The sequence below is a fragment of the Kribbella sp. NPDC050820 genome (assembly GCF_040653975.1).
Lineage (GTDB): Bacteria > Actinomycetota > Actinomycetes > Propionibacteriales > Kribbellaceae > Kribbella.
In genome coordinates, this window is the sequence record NZ_JBFAHB010000002.1 from 144,928 (window position 1) to 161,445 (window position 16,518).

Genomic DNA, 16,518 nt, shown 5'->3' on the forward strand with positions numbered 1-16,518 from the left:
GACGACGCACCGGATCAGGGGGGCGACTCGACGGTAATGCTTCCGGGCTGAAAACCTGTGCGCGCGGAGGGCGATCCCGTCCGCAGAATGCAAGGTGAGACACGGAGGCGGTCGATGTTCAAGCGTATCGCAGTGGTGAACCGGGGCGAGGCCGCGATGCGGCTGATCAACGCGGTGCGTGAGCTCAACGCCGAGGGCGGTGAGCCGATCGAGACGATCGCGCTGTTCACCGACGGTGAGCGCACCGCGACGTTCGTCCGCGAGGCCGACATCGCCTACCCGCTCGGCCCGGCCTCGGCCCGGCCGTACCTTGACCTGCAAGTGCTCGAGCGCGCCCTGCGCGAGACCGAGGCCGACGCGGCCTGGGTCGGCTGGGGCTTCGTCGCCGAGGACCCCGCCTTCGCGGAGCTCTGCGACCGGATCGGCGTCACCTTCATCGGCCCGCCGGCCGACGCGATGCGCAAGCTCGGCGACAAGATCGGATCCAAGCTGATCGCCGAGGAGGTCGGCGTACCGGTCGCGCCCTGGAGCCGTGGCGCCGTCGAGTCGCTGGACGCCGCCCTGGAGGCCGCCGCCTCGATCGGCTACCCGCTGATGCTGAAGGCCACCGCCGGCGGTGGCGGCCGCGGCATCCGGGTGATCCGGTCCGCGGAGGAACTGGCGGACGCGTACGCGCGGACCAGTGAGGAGGCCGCCCGTGCGTTCGGCAGCGGCGTGGTCTTCCTGGAGCGCCTCGTCACCGGTGCCCGGCACGTCGAGGTGCAGGTCATCGCCGACGGCCAGGGCACGGCGTGGGCGCTCGGCGTCCGCGACTGCTCGGTGCAAAGGCGCAACCAGAAGGTGATCGAGGAGTCCGCCTCCCCGCTGCTGTCCGCCTCGCAGGTCGACGACCTGAAGGCATCCGCCGAGCGGCTGGCCCTCGCGGTCGGCTACCGCGGCGCTGCGACCGTCGAGTTCCTGTATCACCCGGGCGACAAGACGTTCGCGTTCCTGGAGGTCAACACCCGGCTGCAGGTCGAGCACCCGATCACCGAGCTGACCACCGACTTCGACCTGGTGAAGGCCCAGGTGCACGTCGCCTCGGGCAGCCGGCTGGACGGCGGCAAGCCGGCCGAGACCGGCCACGCCGTCGAGGCGCGGCTGAACGCCGAGGACCCGGACCGCGACTTCGCGCCGTCGCCGGGCCGGATCGCCGTACTGGATCTGCCCGCGGGACCTGGCGTGCGGGTCGACACCGGAGTGAGCGCGGGGGACAGCATCCCGGCCGACTTCGACTCGATGATCGCGAAGATCATCGCCTACGGCCGGACCCGGGACGAGGCGCTCGCGCGGCTTCGCCGGGCGGTGGCCGCGACCACCGTGCTGATCGAGGGCGGCACCACCAACAAGAGCTTCATCCTCGAGCTGCTGGATCAGCCCGAGGTGATCGACGGCAGCGCCGACACCGGCTGGATCGACCGGGTCCGCGGTGAGGGCCGGCTGGTCTCGCACCGGCACTCCGGGGTCGCGCTGGTCGCCGCGGCGATCGAGGGGTACGAGGAGGCCGAGCAGGTCGAGCGGGCGCGGTTGCTCGAGACCGCCCACGGCGGCCGGCCGCAGGTGCAGCACGAGGTGGGTCGCGCGATCGACCTGAAGCTGCGCGGCGTCGGGTACCGGGTGACGGTCGCGCGGATCGGCCCGGACCGGTTCCGGGTCGGCGTCGGCAGCGGCGACACGTTCAAGGTCGTGGACGCCGAGCTGGAGCGTCTCGACACCTACACCGGACGGCTGGTCGTCGGCGGGCAGCGGTTCCGGCTGGTCACCGCCACGCACGGGCCGGTGCACCTCGTCGAGGTGGACGGTGTCACGCACCGGGTGAGCCGCGACGAGGGCGGCGTACTGCGTTCGCCTGCACCGGCGCTCGTGGTCGCGACGCCGATCCAGAGTGGCAATGTGGTCGAGGCCGGCGCGCCGGTGCTCGTGCTCGAGAGCATGAAGATGGAGACGGTGCTGAACGCGCCGTTCAAGGCCACCGTCAAGGAGTTGCTCGTCGCCACCGGCAGCCAGGTCGAGACCGGCGCGCCGCTGGTCCGGCTGGAGCCGGTCGCGGACGACGGCGCGGCGGAGGAGGCTGCGCCGGTCGAGAACGGCGTGAAGCTGGACCTGCCGAACGGGTCGGGGGAGAAGTCGGCGGCCGAGCGCGCCGAGCGCGGGTTGGACGACCTGCGCAGCATGCTGCTCGGGTTCGACATCGACCCGCGGGACGAAGGCGGCATGCTGGCCGACTACCTGACCGCGCGATCCGAGCTGACCGAGCCGCCGGTGAACGCCGAGATCGACCTGCTGCAGGTGTTCGCGGACTTCGCCGAGCTGAGCCGCAACCGGCCCGCCGGTGAGGAGATCAGCACCGAGAACCGGGTGCACAGCCCGCGCGAGCACTTCCACGCCTACCTGCAGAGCCTGGACCCGGAGCGGGGTGGCCTGCCGGCCGAGTTCCAGTCCCGCCTCAGCCGGGTGCTCAGCCATTACGGGGTGACCGAGTTCGAGCGCAGTACCGAGCTGGAAGAAGCGGTCTTCCGGATCTTCCTTGCCCAGCAGCGGTCCACGCCGGACGTGCTGCTCGTGACGTCGGTGCTGCAGCGCTGGATCGCCGAGCCGCGCCCGGCGGCGCCAGTGGACGAGGGCGCGCACGAGCTGCTGGACCGGTTGGTGCTGGCCACGCAGCTGCGCTTCCCGGTGATCGGTGACCTGGCCCGGAGCGTGCGCTTCCGCTGGTTCGACCAGCCGCTGGTGGACGCTGACCGCATCTCGGTGCTGGCCGGTGTCAGCGACGAGGTCGCGGCGCTGGCCGCCGACCCGGCGGCACCGAACCGCAAGGAGCGGGTCGACGCGCTGGCGGCGATTCCCGAGCCGATTGTCCGCTTCCTGGCGGAGCGCGTGGAGCACGGCTGGGGCGAGCGGGAGCCGATGCTCGAGGTGCTGATCCGCCGGCACTACCGCGAGTACGAGCTGCACGACCTGCGGGAGTTCGCCGTCGACGGCCGGCCGTTCGCGACCGCGGACTACTCGATCGACGACCGCCTCAGCCACCTGGTCACCACGGTCGGCACCGTGGCCGAGCTGGCCGACCCGAACAGCGCGCTGGTCCAGGCGCTGACTGCGCAGGTCGACGCCCGCCCGGCCGGACACGAGGCAGTCGCCGAGCTGTACCTGCACGGCCCGGACGTGCCCGAAGGCCAGCAGGAGGCGTCGGATCACCTCCGCGACTTGGTCGACGCCCTCCCGGTCTCCCAGCACGTACGGCGTTTCACCGTCGCAGTCGCACCGGGTCAGGGCGGACCGGTCTCGTACTTCACCTACCGCCCGGCCGCCGGCACGGTGACCGAGGACGACAACGTCCGCGGCGTGCACCCGATGGTCGGCCGCCGGCTGACCCTGTGGCGGCTGCACGACTTCCGGATCACCCGGCTGGACGCGCCCGAGGACGTCCTGCTCTACCACTGCGTCGCCCGCGACAACGAGGCCGACCAGCGGCTCGTCGCGCTCGCCCAGGTCCGCCAGTTCGCGGTGGTCCGGGACGAGGACGGCCAGGTGACCTCGTTGCCGCATGCCGAGCGGGCGATCGCGAACTGCCTGGAGGCGATCCGCCGGGCCCGCACCGAGCGCGGCGCGGCCGGGGCGAAGCTCGACATGAACCACGTCTGGGTGCACATCTGGCCCGAGATCAAGGCCCAGGTCGACGAGCTGACCGCTCTGCGCCGCAACATCGCCCCGCTGACTGCCGGCGCCGGGATCGAGGAGGTCCTGGTCCAGGGCCGGGTGCTGACCCCGGACGACTCGGTCAACCTGCTCGCCGCGCGGTTCTACTACCAGCCCGGCGCAGGTGTCGTGACGTCGGTCGAGCAGCCGCCGACCGAGCGCCTGATGCCGCTCGACGACTACGCGCAGAAGGTCCAGCGCTCCCGCCGCCGCAACACGGTCTACCCGTATGAGGTGGCCGGGATGGTGTCCGGTCCGGGCGGCAGCTGGACGGAGTACGACTTGGACGACACCGGCGCCCTGGTGCCGGTGGAGCGTCCGCGGGGTCTGAACAAGGCCGGCCTGATCGCCGGTGTGGTCACCACGCCGACAGCGCGCCACCCGGAGGGCGTGACTCGCGTCGTACTCAGCGGTGACCCGACCAAGGCGCTCGGCGCAGTGGCCGAGGCGGAGTGCTCGCGGATCATCGCGGCCCTCGACCTGGCCGAGCGGATGCGGGTGCCGGTCGAGTGGTACTCGCTGTCCGCCGGGGCCCGGATCTCGATGGACTCCGGCACCGAGAACATGGACTGGGTCGCCAAGGCGCTGAAGCGGATCGTCGAGTTCACCCAGGACGGCGGCGAGATCAACATCGTCGTGGCCGGCATCAACGTCGGCGCGCAGCCGTACTGGAACGCCGAGGCGACCATGCTGATGCACACCAAGGGCATCCTGGTGATGACGCCGGACAGCGCGATGGTGCTGACCGGCAAGCAGTCGCTGGACTTCTCCGGCGGCGTGTCCGCCGAGGACAACTTCGGCATCGGCGGCTACGACCGGGTGATGGGCCCGAACGGCCAGGCGCAGTACTGGGCTCCCGACCTCAAGGGCGCCCGGGACGTGCTGATGGCGCACTACGACCACACGTACGTCCTCGCCGGCGAGGACGGGCCGCGACGGGCCGAGACGTCGGACCCGGTGAACCGCGATGTGACGACGTACCCGCACAACGTGGTCGGCAGCGACTTCCGCACCGTCGGCGAGATCTTCTCCGCCGCGACCAACCCCGAGCGCAAGAAGGCGTTCGACATCCGCACGCTGATGCGGTCCGTCACCGACCAGGACCACCCGGTGCTCGAGCGCTGGGCCGGGATGGCCGACGCGGACACCGCGGTGGTGCAGGACGCCCGCCTCGGCGGGTACCCGGTCTGCCTGCTCGGGATCGAGTCCCGGTCGGTGCCGCGCCGCGGCTTCCCGCCCGCGGACGGCCCGGACACCTACACCGCGGGCACGCTGTTCCCGCAGTCGTCGAAGAAGGCGGCCCGCGCGATCAACGCGGCCAGCGGGAACCGGCCACTGGTGGTGCTGGCCAACCTGTCCGGCTTCGACGGCTCACCCGACTCGATGCGCAACCTGCAACTGGAGTACGGCGCCGAGATCGGCCGGGCGATCGTGAACTTCCGGGGCCCGATCGTGTTCTGCGTGGTGTCGCGCTACCACGGCGGCGCGTTCGTGGTGTTCTCGAAGGCGCTGAACCCGTCGATGACGGTGCTCGCGGTCGAGGGCTCGTTCGCGTCGGTGATCGGCGGCGCGCCGGCGGCCGCGGTCGTGTTCGCCGCTGAGGTCAACTCCCGGACCGCTGCCGACCCGCGGGTCGCGGCACTGGCCGAGCGGGTCCGGGAGGCCAGCGGCGCCGAGCGGGCCGCCTTGGCGACCGAGCTGGAAGAAGTGCGCACGGCCGTACGGGCCGAGAAGCTCGGTGAGGTGGCGACCGGGTTCGACCGGGTGCACAGCATCCAGCGGGCCGTCGAGGTCGGCTCCGTCGACGCGGTGATCAGCGCGGCCGAGCTGCGACCGCGGCTGATCGAGGCAATCGCCGCTGGCCTGGCACGAGGTGAGCAGCCCACTTAACCTGGAGGTATGCACGCCGACAGGGGCGGTGGCAGCAAGCTCCGCGCACTGGTGACCTTCCTCATCGTGAGCGTGATGTCGGGTGCGCTGGCGGCGGGGCTGGCGATCCCGTTCGCCGGGCTGGCCGGGGTCGGCAGCGAGAAGGCCGTCGAGACCGTGCAGACGCTGCCGCGGGAGCTGGAGATCGAGCCGGTCGCCGTCCGCAGCCGGATCCTGGCCGCGGACGGCACCCTGATCGCCACGCTGTACGAGCAGAACCGGGTGCCGGTGTCGCTGAGCTACATCAGCCCGATCATGCGCAAGGCGATCGTCGCGATCGAGGACTCGCGGTTCTACGAGCACGGCGCGTTGGATCTGAAGGGCACGCTGCGCGCGATGCTGCGCAACCAGACCGAGGGCGAGGTGCAGCAGGGCGGATCGAGCATCACCCAGCAGTACGTGAAGCTCAGCCTGGTCGAGAAGGCCAGGACCGCGGAGGAGCGGCACCGCGCCACCGCGGTGACCTACGAGCGCAAGCTGACCGAGCTGCGCTACGCGATCGCGGTCGAGAGCCAGTACTCCAAGGACGAGATCCTCGAGCGGTACCTGAACGTGGTCAACTTCGGCGACGGCGCATACGGCGTCCAGGCCGCCGCGCAGCACTACTTCCGGACCTCGGCCAAGAACCTCACCCTCGCCCAGGCCGCGATGCTGGCCGGCCTGGTGAAGAACCCGACCGGCTACGACCCGACCAACAACATGGCCCGGGCCAAGGCCCGCCGCGACCTGGTGATCCGGCGGATGCTCGAGCTGCGCGTCATCTCGGTGCACCAGGCGAACCAGGCGCTCAAGACCCCGGTGATCGACCCGGCGCGGATCCTCAAGGTGCCGAACGGCTGCGCGAGCTCGAAGTACCCGTTCTACTGCGAGTACGTCGTCTCCAAGCTGCTGCAGAACCCGGCCCTCGGCCGGACCCCCAAGGACCGCGAGCATTACCTGAAGACCGGCGGCCTGACCGTGACCACGTCGCTGGACCGGCGGATGCAGAAGGCCGCGCAGGCGTCGATCGAGGAGCACACCAGGCGCACCGACAGCGCGATCGCGGCGATCACCATCGTCGAGCCCGGCACCGGTCTGGTGAAGGCGATGGTGCAGAGCCGGGAGTACGGGCGCGGCGCCTACCAGACCGCGTACAACTACAACGTCGAGAAGTCCTACGCGGGCGGGTTCGGCGGCTTCCAGAACGGCTCGACGATGAAGGCGTTCACCCTCGCGGCCGCGATCTCCCGGGGCATCCCGCTGGACTACCGGATCAACTCACCGCAGCAGATCAACCTGAGCGGCAAGCGGTTCCAGACCTGCTCGGGCTGGACCAGGGACCCGGACTACAACCCGCAGAACTCGACCCGCGGCGGCAACCTGACGCTGGTCGAGGCGACCCGCTACTCGACGAACACCTACTTCCTGCAACTGTCACAGCGCGTCGGCCTCTGCGCGATCGGCAAGACCGCGCAGGCGCTGGGCATGTACAACGGGCAGACCCTGGAGCCGCTGGACCAGGTCATCTCGATGACGCTCGGCGTCGGCTACGTGACGCCGTTGATGCTGTCCAACGCCTACGCGACGTTCGCCGCGCGCGGCAAGTACTGCAAGCCGCTGCTGGTCGTCTCGGTCGAGGACAAGTCCCGCCGCCCGGTCGACACCCCGGGCATCGAGTGCAAGCAGGCGCTGCGGCCGGAAGTCGCCGACGGCGTGAACCGGGTGCTCAGCGCGGTGATGGAGCCGGGCGGCACCGGCGGCCGGCTGAACTTCGGCAACTGGGACCTGGCCGGCAAGACCGGCACCATCCAGGAGAACAAGGCCGTCTGGTACGCCGGTTACGCGCCCAACCTGGCCGCGGCAGCAGTCGTGGCCGACGCGAACCTGCCGTACACGAACCTGATGTACCGCCACACGCTGGACGGCCAGGACATCTCCGACCCGACCGGCTCCGGCACCGCCGGCCCGCTCTGGCAGACCGCGATGCAGAACGCGCTCGACGGCATGCCGCTGAAGCGGTTCGTCGCGCCCCGGGCCACCGCCGTCGCGGGCGACCGCAAGGAGATCCCGCCGGTCAACGGGATGAACCCCGACGACGCCGAGGATCGCCTGCGCCAGGCCGGCTTCGACGTCGCGATCGCCGAGGACCTGGTCGACTCGCCCGAGAACGAGGGCACCGTCGCCTACACCGACCCGAGATCGCGCGAAGGCGCGCCCGAGGGCTCGCTGATCACCATCCACCTGTCCAACGGCGACGATTAGCTCGCGTGCCCGTGGTCCGGGGCCACGTCCAGCGACGGGTTCCGGTCGAAGAAGCCGAACGGCTTGAGCCAGAAGGCGATCGTGTCCGCCGGCATCACCGGCCAGTCCTCGACCCGGGTGACGTGGTGGATGCCGAACACGTACCAGAGCACCACGTCGGTGTTCTCCAGCGACTCGTCGTCGGCGATCCACTGCGTCATCCCGTCGTCGGTCGTCGACTGCGTCGGGTAGGCGCCGCACGGCCAGCGTTCCTCGTCGTGGTGCCGGGTCACCCACACCGTGTGCCCGATCACCGGCGCCCGCCGGAACTGGGGAGTCGCCGGATCCATCAGCGGCGGGATCGAGGCGCTCGGCACCAGCTTGTACGCCGGATGGGTGCCCAAGGCGTTCACCCGGTTCGGGTTGACCACTTTCCAGGACCGTTGGCCCGCCCAGTTGAAGTCGCGGGCGGCCTCGGACTCGGACCGGATCGGGGTGGACTCGGTGACCACGGCCAGGCCGTACGGGTTGTCGTCGGACACGGGGAGCGCGCGCGAGTCGACCTCGTGCACGGTGTTCCCGTCGCCGTCCACGTCGAGGTCGAGCCGCGCGACCAGGAAGTGCTGGTGGAACGGCGCATACGTTTGCTTGTCCACCACCGTGCCCGTCGCCGGTGCGGAGCCGTCGGCGGCGAACGGAGTGGTCACCATCAGCCCGGTCGCGCGCACCTCGCACTCGATGTTGCCGTCCTGGTAGAAGCGCCAGTAGACCAAGTACTCGTAGTTCGCGACGGTGACGTGACACGACACGACCAGCCGGCGCATTCGCCGTACCTCGGCGCCGGTGGTGTGGTCGACGTGCTTCCACAGCACGCCGCTGTCCTCCTCGTGCAGGCAGATCGCGTTCGGGATCGGGTAGGGCTCACCGTGGCTGTCGTGCAGTACGGCGTCCAGGTAGACGATCTCGCCGAGACAGTCGCAGCCGAGCTCGAGCGAGGTGGTCATGAAGCCGAGACCCCACTCGCCGATGTCGAACGCGGTCCGGCGGTAGTGGTCGAAGGACGCGTCCCGGTAGGGGACCATCAGCTCCGCGAACGACATCCGGTAGGCGATGTCGCGGCCGCCGTACTGCACCTGGTAGATGACCGGGCCCTCGCGGTAGTTGAAGCCGAGCCGCAGCGTCCAGTTCTGCCAGCTGAGCCCGTTGCCGTCGAGGGTGAACGAGACGCCTTCGGGCTGGGTGATGTGCAGCGGCTTGAGGTCGGCGCGGAACGGGCCGGCGGCGTACTCCGCGGTGACCTCGGGCTGGCCGTGGTTGTGGTCGTTCTCGAGCTCGAGCAGCTCGAGGGTGTTCATGTCGACGACGACCTTGAGCCCGGACACCGGGTGCGCGTACGGGTTGCCCTCGGGAGTCTCCCGGTACCAGATGTCGCACCAGCCGAGCCGGCGGTCGCGGTACTTCGCCGGCATCAGGGCCTTGCCGTAGGTCCACACCTCGATCAGCACCAGCGACAGGTCGGTGACTCCGCGCTCGGCCAGCGCGGCGATCACGTCCGGGTGCGCCCGCATCGCCTCGTCGACCTCGTGGTACTCGTCGACGGTGAAGTTCGGGGTCGCACCGGGCACGTGGGTCCAGGACTCCACCCGGTCGTCGATCAGGTCGACGACACCTTCCCAGGCCTGGTTGTCGGCCCGGTTCCACAGTACGGCGAACGCCGTCCGCGGAATCGGATCACCCGGACGCCAGGTGCGGACCACCGGCTTGGCCGGCTCGAGCAGCTCGATCGCGGCGAACCGCCAGGACCCGCCGAGCTCCTTGTCCCGGCGCAGGATCGCCGCGGTCCGGCGGAACTCGTCCGCGTCCAGCGGGTCCAGCGGATGCGTCGCCATGGGCTTCTCCTCGTCAGTGCGGCGGGCCTAGATTGAAGGAACCTGGGGGCGAATCGGTGCCGGGGAGGGCTCGACATGCCGGAGAAGAAGGTCTTTCACAACATCGTCGACGGCACGGTCCAGGCGGCCGCGTCCGGGGCGATGATGGACATCGTCAACCCGTCCACCGGCGAGGTGTACGCGTCGGCGCCGAACTCCGACGACCACGACGTCGACCTGGCCTGCCGGGCCGCGGCCGGCGCGTTCGAGAAGTGGCGCTGGTCGACGCCGTCGGAGCGGCAGAAGGCGCTGCTGAAGCTGGCCGACGTGATCGAGGAGAACGCCGAGGAACTGATCGCGGTCGAGAGCGAGAACACCGGCAAGCCGGTCGGCCTGACCCGGTCGGAGGAGATCCCGCCGATGGTCGACCAGATCCGGTTCTTCGCCGGCGCCGCGCGGGTGCTGGAGGGCAAGTCGGCCGGTGAGTACATGCGCGGCTTCACCTCGTCGGTCCGGCGCGAGCCGATCGGTCCGGTGGCCCAGGTGGCGCCGTGGAACTACCCGATGATGATGGCGGTCTGGAAGTTCGCCCCGGCGCTGGCGGCCGGCAACACGGTCGTGCTCAAGCCGTCCGACACGACGCCGGCCTCGTCGTACTGGATGGTCGAGAAGATGCAGGAGATCTTCCCGCCCGGGGTCTGCAACCTGGTCTGCGGCGACCGCGACACCGGCGCCGCGCTGACCAGGCACAAGGTGCCGCAGCTGGTGTCGATCACCGGCTCGACCCGGGCCGGGATGGCGGTCGCGACGGCGGCCGCGGCCGACGTGAAGCGGGCGCACCTCGAGCTCGGCGGCAAGGCGCCGGTGGTGGTGTTCGACGACGTGGACATCCCGGCCGCGATCGAGGGCATCTCGGTCGGCGGCCTGTTCAACGGCGGCCAGGACTGTACGGCGGCCACCCGGGTGCTCGTGCAGCAAGGGATCTACGACGAGTTCGTCGAGGCGCTCACCGACGCGGCCCGCAACACCCGGACCGGCTACGACCCGGCCGACGACGACATCCTGTACGGGCCGATCAACAACGCCAACCAACTCGGCCACGTCTCCGGGCTCGTCGAGCGCGCGCCCGGGCACGCCCGGGTGACGACCGGCGGCAGCCGGGTCGGCGAGCGCGGGTACTTCTACGAGCCGACGATCGTCGCGGACCTGCGGCAGGACGACGAGCTGATCCGGACCGAGATCTTCGGCCCGGTGCTGACCGTGCAGAAGTTCGCCGACGAGGACGAGGCGCTGCGGCTGGCCAACGACACCGAGTACGGCCTGGCGTCCTCGGTGTGGACGACGAACGTCACCACCGCGGCCCGGATGTCGGCCCGGCTCGACTTCGGCTGCGTCTGGGTGAACACCCACATCCCGTTGATCGCGGAGATGCCGCACGGCGGTTTCAAGCACTCCGGCTACGGCAAGGACCTGTCGATGTACGGCCTCGAGGACTACACGCGGATCAAGCACGTCATGCTCCATCACGGCTTCGAGGGCTAGTCGACGTCCCGGGCCGTCAGGTCGTTCCAGGTCTCCCGTCGGACGACGAGTCGCGCGCGGCCTTCGTGCGCGAAGACGACCGGGATCCGGCGGTTGCCGTTGTAGTTGTTCGCCATCGTGTAGCAGTACGCCCCGGTCGCGGGGACGGCGAGCAGGTCGCCCACGCGCGGGTTCGCCAGCGGCACACCGTCCACGAGAACGTCACCGCTCTCGCAGTGCCTTCCGACGACGGTCGCGGTCTCCAGGCCGGGACCGTCGAACCGCCCGACGATGCCGGCCTCGAAGCGCTGCCCGAACAACGCGACCTCGAGGTTGTCGCCCATCCCGCCGTCCACCGCGACGAACGTGATCGCGCCGCGCTTCACCGTCGTCACCCGGTAGATCGTGGTCGCCGCCGTGCACACCATGCTGCGGCCGGGCTCGATGATGACGTGCGCCGACGAGGGCAGGTGCTGCTTCGCCGCGCCGATCAGGGCATCGAGGTACGACGACACCGTCGGCGGCTTGTCCGACCAGGTGTAGCGCGCACCGAGTCCGCCGCCCAGGTCGTACACCTCGAACTCGCCCAACCGTGCGATCGGCGCGACCGACTCGGCGAACGGCTCGACGTCGAGGATCTGTGATCCGACATGGACGTGCAGCCCACGCATCCGGAGCCGCGGACTGTGCTCGATCCGCTGGATCAACTGGGCGGCGTCGGCCGGCATGAGCCCGAACTTGGAGCCCTCGTGACCGGTCAGCACATGGCTGTGGGTGTCCGCGGTGACGCCGGGAATCACGCGGACCAGCACGTCCTGGTCGCGGCCGGTCGCCTCCAGCCGGTCGACGTCGTCGGCGTTGTCGACCACGACCAGGCCGATCCCGTGCTCGACCGCGAGCGCGATCTCCTCGTCGCTCTTCGCGTTGCCGTGCAGCACGATCAGGCCCGGATCGACTCCGGCCTTCAACCCGGTCAGGATCTCGCCGCCGCCCGCGACGTCCAGGCCGATGCCTTCCTCCACCATCACCCGCTGGATCGCCGTACAGGGGAAGGCTTTGGAGGCGAAGACGACGCGGGAGTCCGGCCAGCGCGCGGTCAACTCGTCGCGGTACTCGCGGGCCCTTGCGCGGAGCGCGTCCTCGGCGACGACCAGCACCGGCGTACCGAAAGCGACCGCCAGGTCGTCGGCGCGGCAACCGCCGACGACCAGGGTGCCGTCGGCGTCGAGGCTGCTCCCGGGCGGAAACAGCGAGAGCAGATCGCTCATGGCAGGCTCAGCCTTCGGTGGCGCGTTCGGCCAGCACCTCGGCCCGGTGCCGCGGCACGACGATGACCGGGACGGGGGAGTGCCGCAGGATCTTCGACGCCCGCGAGCCGAGGAAGACGCGCGCGACCGGCCCCAGCTCACTCGACCCGACCACGAGGACGTCGCCGGGGTCCCAGCCGACGTCGTCGATCGCCTCGTCCCAGGTCGCCCCGGCGCCGATCACCGTCTCGACCGACCGGGGTCCGGCGGGCAGATGCTTGACCTGGGCAAGTGTGGCGCTCACGGTCTTGTCCAGTTCCGCCCGCCACTCCTGCATGACCAGGTCCTCGGGCTCGGTGCCGAGCCGGGTGGTGAAGGCCGGCCGGGACCACACCGCGAACGTTGCTATCCGCAACGATGCGCCCACGTCGCCACCGACCGTGGCCGCGGCCAGGACCAGGCTTTCGGCGCTCGCCGTACCACCGAAGGCCGCCGTGACCCGGCTGACCCGGGCGTCCGGCGGACAGCGGAATCCCCGTGTGGCAAGGGCGAGCGAGACGTGTGAGCTGTGCAGCAGCCGGTCGGTCACGCTGCCCAGCGCGATGTGACCGAACACCCCGGCCGATGACGACCCCAACACGATCAGCCGCGCGTCATGATGGTCGGCCAGCTCTAGCAGACCGACTGGCGCCGATCGCGCACTGTGCCTGACGTAAGCCGCCGGCACGTCGGACGGCATGAAGCCACGAGCGCGTTCGAGCGCCTGGTCGGCGGTCTGCGCGAGGTACTCGTGGTACTCCGCGTCCACCCGCGCCATCCCTGGCGTCCACGGCGCCGGTACGACGCTGCAGACGATCAGATCGTCGTTCGCGGACCGGGCCAGCATCGCCGCCAGGTGCAGGGCCGCCTTCCCGCGTTCGTCGGAGGCGTAGCCGACGATCAGCGTCATGAGGCGGGCCCGTCGTCGTCGTGGATCAGGCCGACGTGCTCGTGACGGCCGAGGTGGGAGTGCCTGAAGCCGTAGAAGAAGTACCAGGCCAGCGCCACCGCGACCCAGATCAGGAACACCCAGATCGTCACCGCGCGCAGGTCCTGGATGATCCACAGACAGCCCAGGATCGACAGGATCGGCGTGACCGGGTACAGCGGCACCTTGAAGCCGCGCGGCAGCTCCGGGTGCGTACGGCGCAGCACCATCACGCCGATCGACACCACCAGGAACGCGACCAGGGTCCCGATGCTGGTCATCTCGGCCAGGAAGTTGATCGGGATCAGCCCGGCCAGCAAGGCGATCACGGTCGCCACGATGATGGTGTTCGGGACCGGCGTGTGGGTGCGCGGGTTCACCTTGTGGAACAGCTCCGGGATCATTCCGTCGCGAGCCATCGCGAACAGGATCCGGGTCTGGCCGTAGATCACGATCAGCGTGACGCTGAAGATCGAGATCACCGCGCCGGCCGCCAGCACGGTGGCCGGCCAGGTCGAGCCGGTGACGTCCTCCAGGATCGCCGACAGCCCGGCCTCCTGCCCCTCGAAGTCGTCGGCCGGCTGGGCCGCGACCGCGACCAGCGTGACCAGGATGTAGAGGGTGGTGACGGTGACCAGGGCGATCAGGATCGCCAGCGGCATCGTCCGCCGCGGGTTCTTGACCTCTTCACCTGCGGTCGAGACGGCGTCCAGGCCGATGTAGGAGAAGAAGATGATGCCGGCCGCCGAGGTGATGCCGGTGATCCCGAACGGGGCGAAGTCGGACAGGTTGTCGGAGTTCCAGCCCTGCAGGCCGATCACGATGAACAGCACCAGGACGCCGATCTTGATCAGCACCATCACGGCGTTCGTCTTCGCCGACTCGCTGGCGCCGCGGATCAGCAGCAGCGTGACGAGCAGCACCAGGATCACCGCGGGCAGGTTGAACACCCCGCCCTGCTCCGGCGCCTGCGACAGGCTGTCCGGGATGGTGACGCCGAAGATGTTGTCGAACAGCTCGTTGAGGTACTGCGACCAGCCGACGGCCACCGCTGCCGCGGAAACGCCGTACTCCAGGAGCAGGCACGCGGCCACCCCGACCGCGGGCAGCTCACCGAGCGTCGCGTACGCATACGAGTACGACGAACCCGACACCGGCACCGCGCTCGCGAGCTCGGCGTAACAGATCGCGGTCAGCCCGGCGACCACACCGGCGATCACGAACGACCAGATCACCGCCGGGCCGGCGACCGGCACGGCCTCCGCCAGGACGAAGAAGATACCGGTGCCGATGGTGGCGCCGATGCCGAACATCGACAGCTGGAACAGGCCGATCGACCGGACAAGCTCGCTCTGGCCGGTGTCGGTGCCGGTCTCCTGCGCCATCTCCGGGACCGGCTTGCGGCGGAACAGTTGCTGCGGCGTCATCGCCATGGAAGCCCCCCATCCTCGATGGAGGTGCCCGCCCGTCCCCGCCACCTCCACCTTCTTCGGAGTGTGGCACTCGCTCACCGCGCTGTGAACAGGTCAGGTTCGGTGGTCAGCTGGGCCGGTCGTCCAGTAGCGGCTGGGACGGGTCCCAGTGCGTGCCGTCGCGTTCGTCCCTGCGCTTGCGGGCAATCGCCGACAAAGCTTCCAGCACGACCCGGTTCGCGAGCGCCGCGGTGATGTCCGCGTGGTCGTACGGCGGGCTCACCTCGACCACATCCATCCCGACCACGGGCAGCTCGAGGCCGATCCGCCGTACCGCGTCCAGCAGCTGGCGGGCGGTCAGGCCGCCCGGCTCCGGAGTGCCGGTGCCCGGGGCGTGGCCGGGGTCGCAGACATCGATGTCGACGGACAGGAACACGCCGTCGCACTCGTCGGTGGCGATCGCGAAAGCCTCGCTCAGGCAGGCGTTCAGTCCGCGGTGCCCGATCTCGGTCATCTCGTAGGAGCGCATCCGTTGCTGGGCCATCCAGTCCAGCGTGTCCGGCGGCGGCCAGTAGCCGCGCAGCCCGATCTGCAGGAACCGGTCGCCGCGCAGCGCGCCGGACTCGATCAGCCGGCGCATCGGTTGCCCATGGCCCCACAACGACCCGAACTCGATGTCGCCGGTGTCGGCATGCGCGTCGAAGTGGATCATCGACACCCGGCCGTGGCCGAGCACGTTCGCGACCCCCTTCGCGTCCGGGAACGCGATCGAGTGGTCACCGCCGAGCACCACCGGGATCGCGCCCGACCGGGTCACCTTCTCGACCGCGGCCTCCAGCGTGGGCAGGGCGGTCTCGATGTCGCCGGAGTACATCTCCACGTCACCGGCGTCGACGACGTTCAGGTCGACCAGGCCGTCGGTGCGCAGCGCGATACTCGGCCGGGACCCGTCGTGCCCGAGGTAGTCGCGCATCCGGATCGCCATCGGCCCGAACCGGGCGCCCGGCCGGTGCGACGTGCCGCCGTCGAACGGCGCCCCGAGGATCACCACCTGGGCGTCCGCGTACGACGCCGGGTCGTCCAGGTCGCAGGCCGGGACCCCGAGAAAGGTGAAGTCCGGGCCGAACTGCTGGCCGTAGCGGGTCATGCTCGGAGTGTCGCACCCCGCAACCGCCTGTCAACCGCTCGCCTGTCAACCGCTCGGCCTGTCAACCGCTCGGGCTCGCCGGCTACAGCGGGCGGAGGTCGGTGCCCGGGATCCAGGTGACCCGGCCGGACTTGTCGCGGACGCGGCCGAGCCACTCGCCGTTGTCGCGGATCCAGATGTCGAGCTCGCCGTTGGCCCACTGGGCGCGCTGGACCGGCTGCGGCGGGTCCACCTTCCGGACGGCGTCGGCCGGTCGCGGCCCGTGCGCGTCGTACTGGACGTCGAGGTCGCTGGCTATCCGGTGTGCCTCCGTCTCGTCGTCGATGTCTGTTGCCCGCCACCCGTTGACCGCGCCGTCCCAGACGCCGAATCTGTTCGATCCGTCGTCGGAAGGTCGCACCGTGAACCGCCCAAGCATGGCTTCAGATTAGCGCTACTTCGAACACATGTTCTAGTCTTGTGGTGGACG

At 70.2% G+C, this 16,518-nt stretch carries 8 protein-coding genes and 1 pseudogene; 3 read left to right on the forward strand and 6 right to left on the reverse strand.

Annotated elements, in window-relative coordinates:
* Positions 1-114 precede the first annotated feature (114 nt).
* Together AB0H36_RS03030 and AB0H36_RS03035 are read left to right on the forward strand one after the other, a co-directional pair.
* On the forward strand, positions 115-5,628 hold the full coding sequence (locus tag AB0H36_RS03030; protein ID WP_360515517.1) for a carboxyl transferase domain-containing protein: 5,514 nt from the start codon (positions 115-117) through the stop codon (positions 5,626-5,628).
* 9 nt (positions 5,629-5,637) lie between these two features.
* Positions 5,638-7,908: a penicillin-binding protein gene (locus AB0H36_RS03035; protein ID WP_360515520.1), complete on the forward strand. Its 2,271-nt coding sequence runs from the start codon at positions 5,638-5,640 to the stop codon at positions 7,906-7,908.
* On the opposite strand, the pseudogene AB0H36_RS03040 reads toward AB0H36_RS03035, so the two are convergent.
* Positions 7,905-9,779: pseudogene (locus tag AB0H36_RS03040) on the reverse strand (primary-amine oxidase); the annotation flags it as partial. The gene AB0H36_RS03035 and the pseudogene AB0H36_RS03040 sit on opposite strands and share 4 nt — an antisense overlap.
* Before the next feature lie 72 nt (positions 9,780-9,851).
* Here AB0H36_RS03040 and AB0H36_RS03045 point away from each other — a divergent pair.
* A complete protein-coding gene (locus AB0H36_RS03045) occupies positions 9,852-11,297 on the forward strand; it encodes a gamma-aminobutyraldehyde dehydrogenase (protein ID WP_360515523.1) in 1,446 nt (481 codons plus the stop codon).
* On the opposite strand, the gene lysA is transcribed toward AB0H36_RS03045, so the two are convergent.
* The 5 genes from lysA to AB0H36_RS03070 all read right to left on the reverse strand — a co-directional run bounded on the left by lysA (position 11,294) and on the right by AB0H36_RS03070 (position 16,467).
* Entirely contained in the window at positions 11,294-12,544 is a 1,251-nt protein-coding gene (lysA, locus tag AB0H36_RS03050; protein ID WP_360515526.1) for a diaminopimelate decarboxylase, read from the reverse strand. The genes AB0H36_RS03045 and lysA overlap by 4 nt on opposite strands.
* Positions 12,545-12,551: 7 nt before the next feature.
* A complete protein-coding gene (locus AB0H36_RS03055; protein ID WP_360515529.1) occupies positions 12,552-13,472 on the reverse strand; it encodes a universal stress protein in 921 nt (306 codons plus the stop codon).
* The gene (locus AB0H36_RS03060; RefSeq protein WP_360515531.1) at positions 13,469-14,923 is read right to left on the reverse strand and encodes an amino acid permease; all 1,455 of its coding nucleotides are present in this window, start codon (positions 14,921-14,923) and stop codon (positions 13,469-13,471) included. The genes AB0H36_RS03055 and AB0H36_RS03060 overlap by 4 nt, the downstream gene beginning before the upstream one ends.
* Positions 14,924-15,029: 106 nt before the next feature.
* Positions 15,030-16,049 (reverse strand): agmatinase, encoded by a 1,020-nt coding sequence (speB, locus tag AB0H36_RS03065; protein ID WP_360515534.1) that lies wholly within the window; start codon positions 16,047-16,049, stop codon positions 15,030-15,032.
* 82 nt (positions 16,050-16,131) lie between these two features.
* Entirely contained in the window at positions 16,132-16,467 is a 336-nt protein-coding gene (locus AB0H36_RS03070) for a hypothetical protein (RefSeq protein WP_360515537.1), read from the reverse strand.
* Positions 16,468-16,518 lie beyond the last annotated feature (51 nt).

Excerpts from the sequence above, each read along its gene's own strand:
- AB0H36_RS03030 (WP_360515517.1), top strand. The coding sequence starts at position 115 with ATGTTCAAGCGTATCGCAGTGGTGAACCGGGGCGAGGCCGCGATGCGG.
- AB0H36_RS03035 (WP_360515520.1), top strand. The coding sequence starts at position 5,638 with ATGCACGCCGACAGGGGCGGTGGCAGCAAGCTCCGCGCACTGGTGACC.
- AB0H36_RS03045 (WP_360515523.1), top strand. The coding sequence starts at position 9,852 with ATGCCGGAGAAGAAGGTCTTTCACAACATCGTCGACGGCACGGTCCAG.
- lysA (WP_360515526.1), bottom strand. The coding sequence starts at position 12,544 with ATGAGCGATCTGCTCTCGCTGTTTCCGCCCGGGAGCAGCCTCGACGCC.
- AB0H36_RS03055 (WP_360515529.1), bottom strand. The coding sequence starts at position 13,472 with ATGACGCTGATCGTCGGCTACGCCTCCGACGAACGCGGGAAGGCGGCC.
- AB0H36_RS03060 (WP_360515531.1), bottom strand. The coding sequence starts at position 14,923 with ATGGCGATGACGCCGCAGCAACTGTTCCGCCGCAAGCCGGTCCCGGAG.
- speB (WP_360515534.1), bottom strand. The coding sequence starts at position 16,049 with ATGACCCGCTACGGCCAGCAGTTCGGCCCGGACTTCACCTTTCTCGGG.
- AB0H36_RS03070 (WP_360515537.1), bottom strand. The coding sequence starts at position 16,467 with ATGCTTGGGCGGTTCACGGTGCGACCTTCCGACGACGGATCGAACAGA.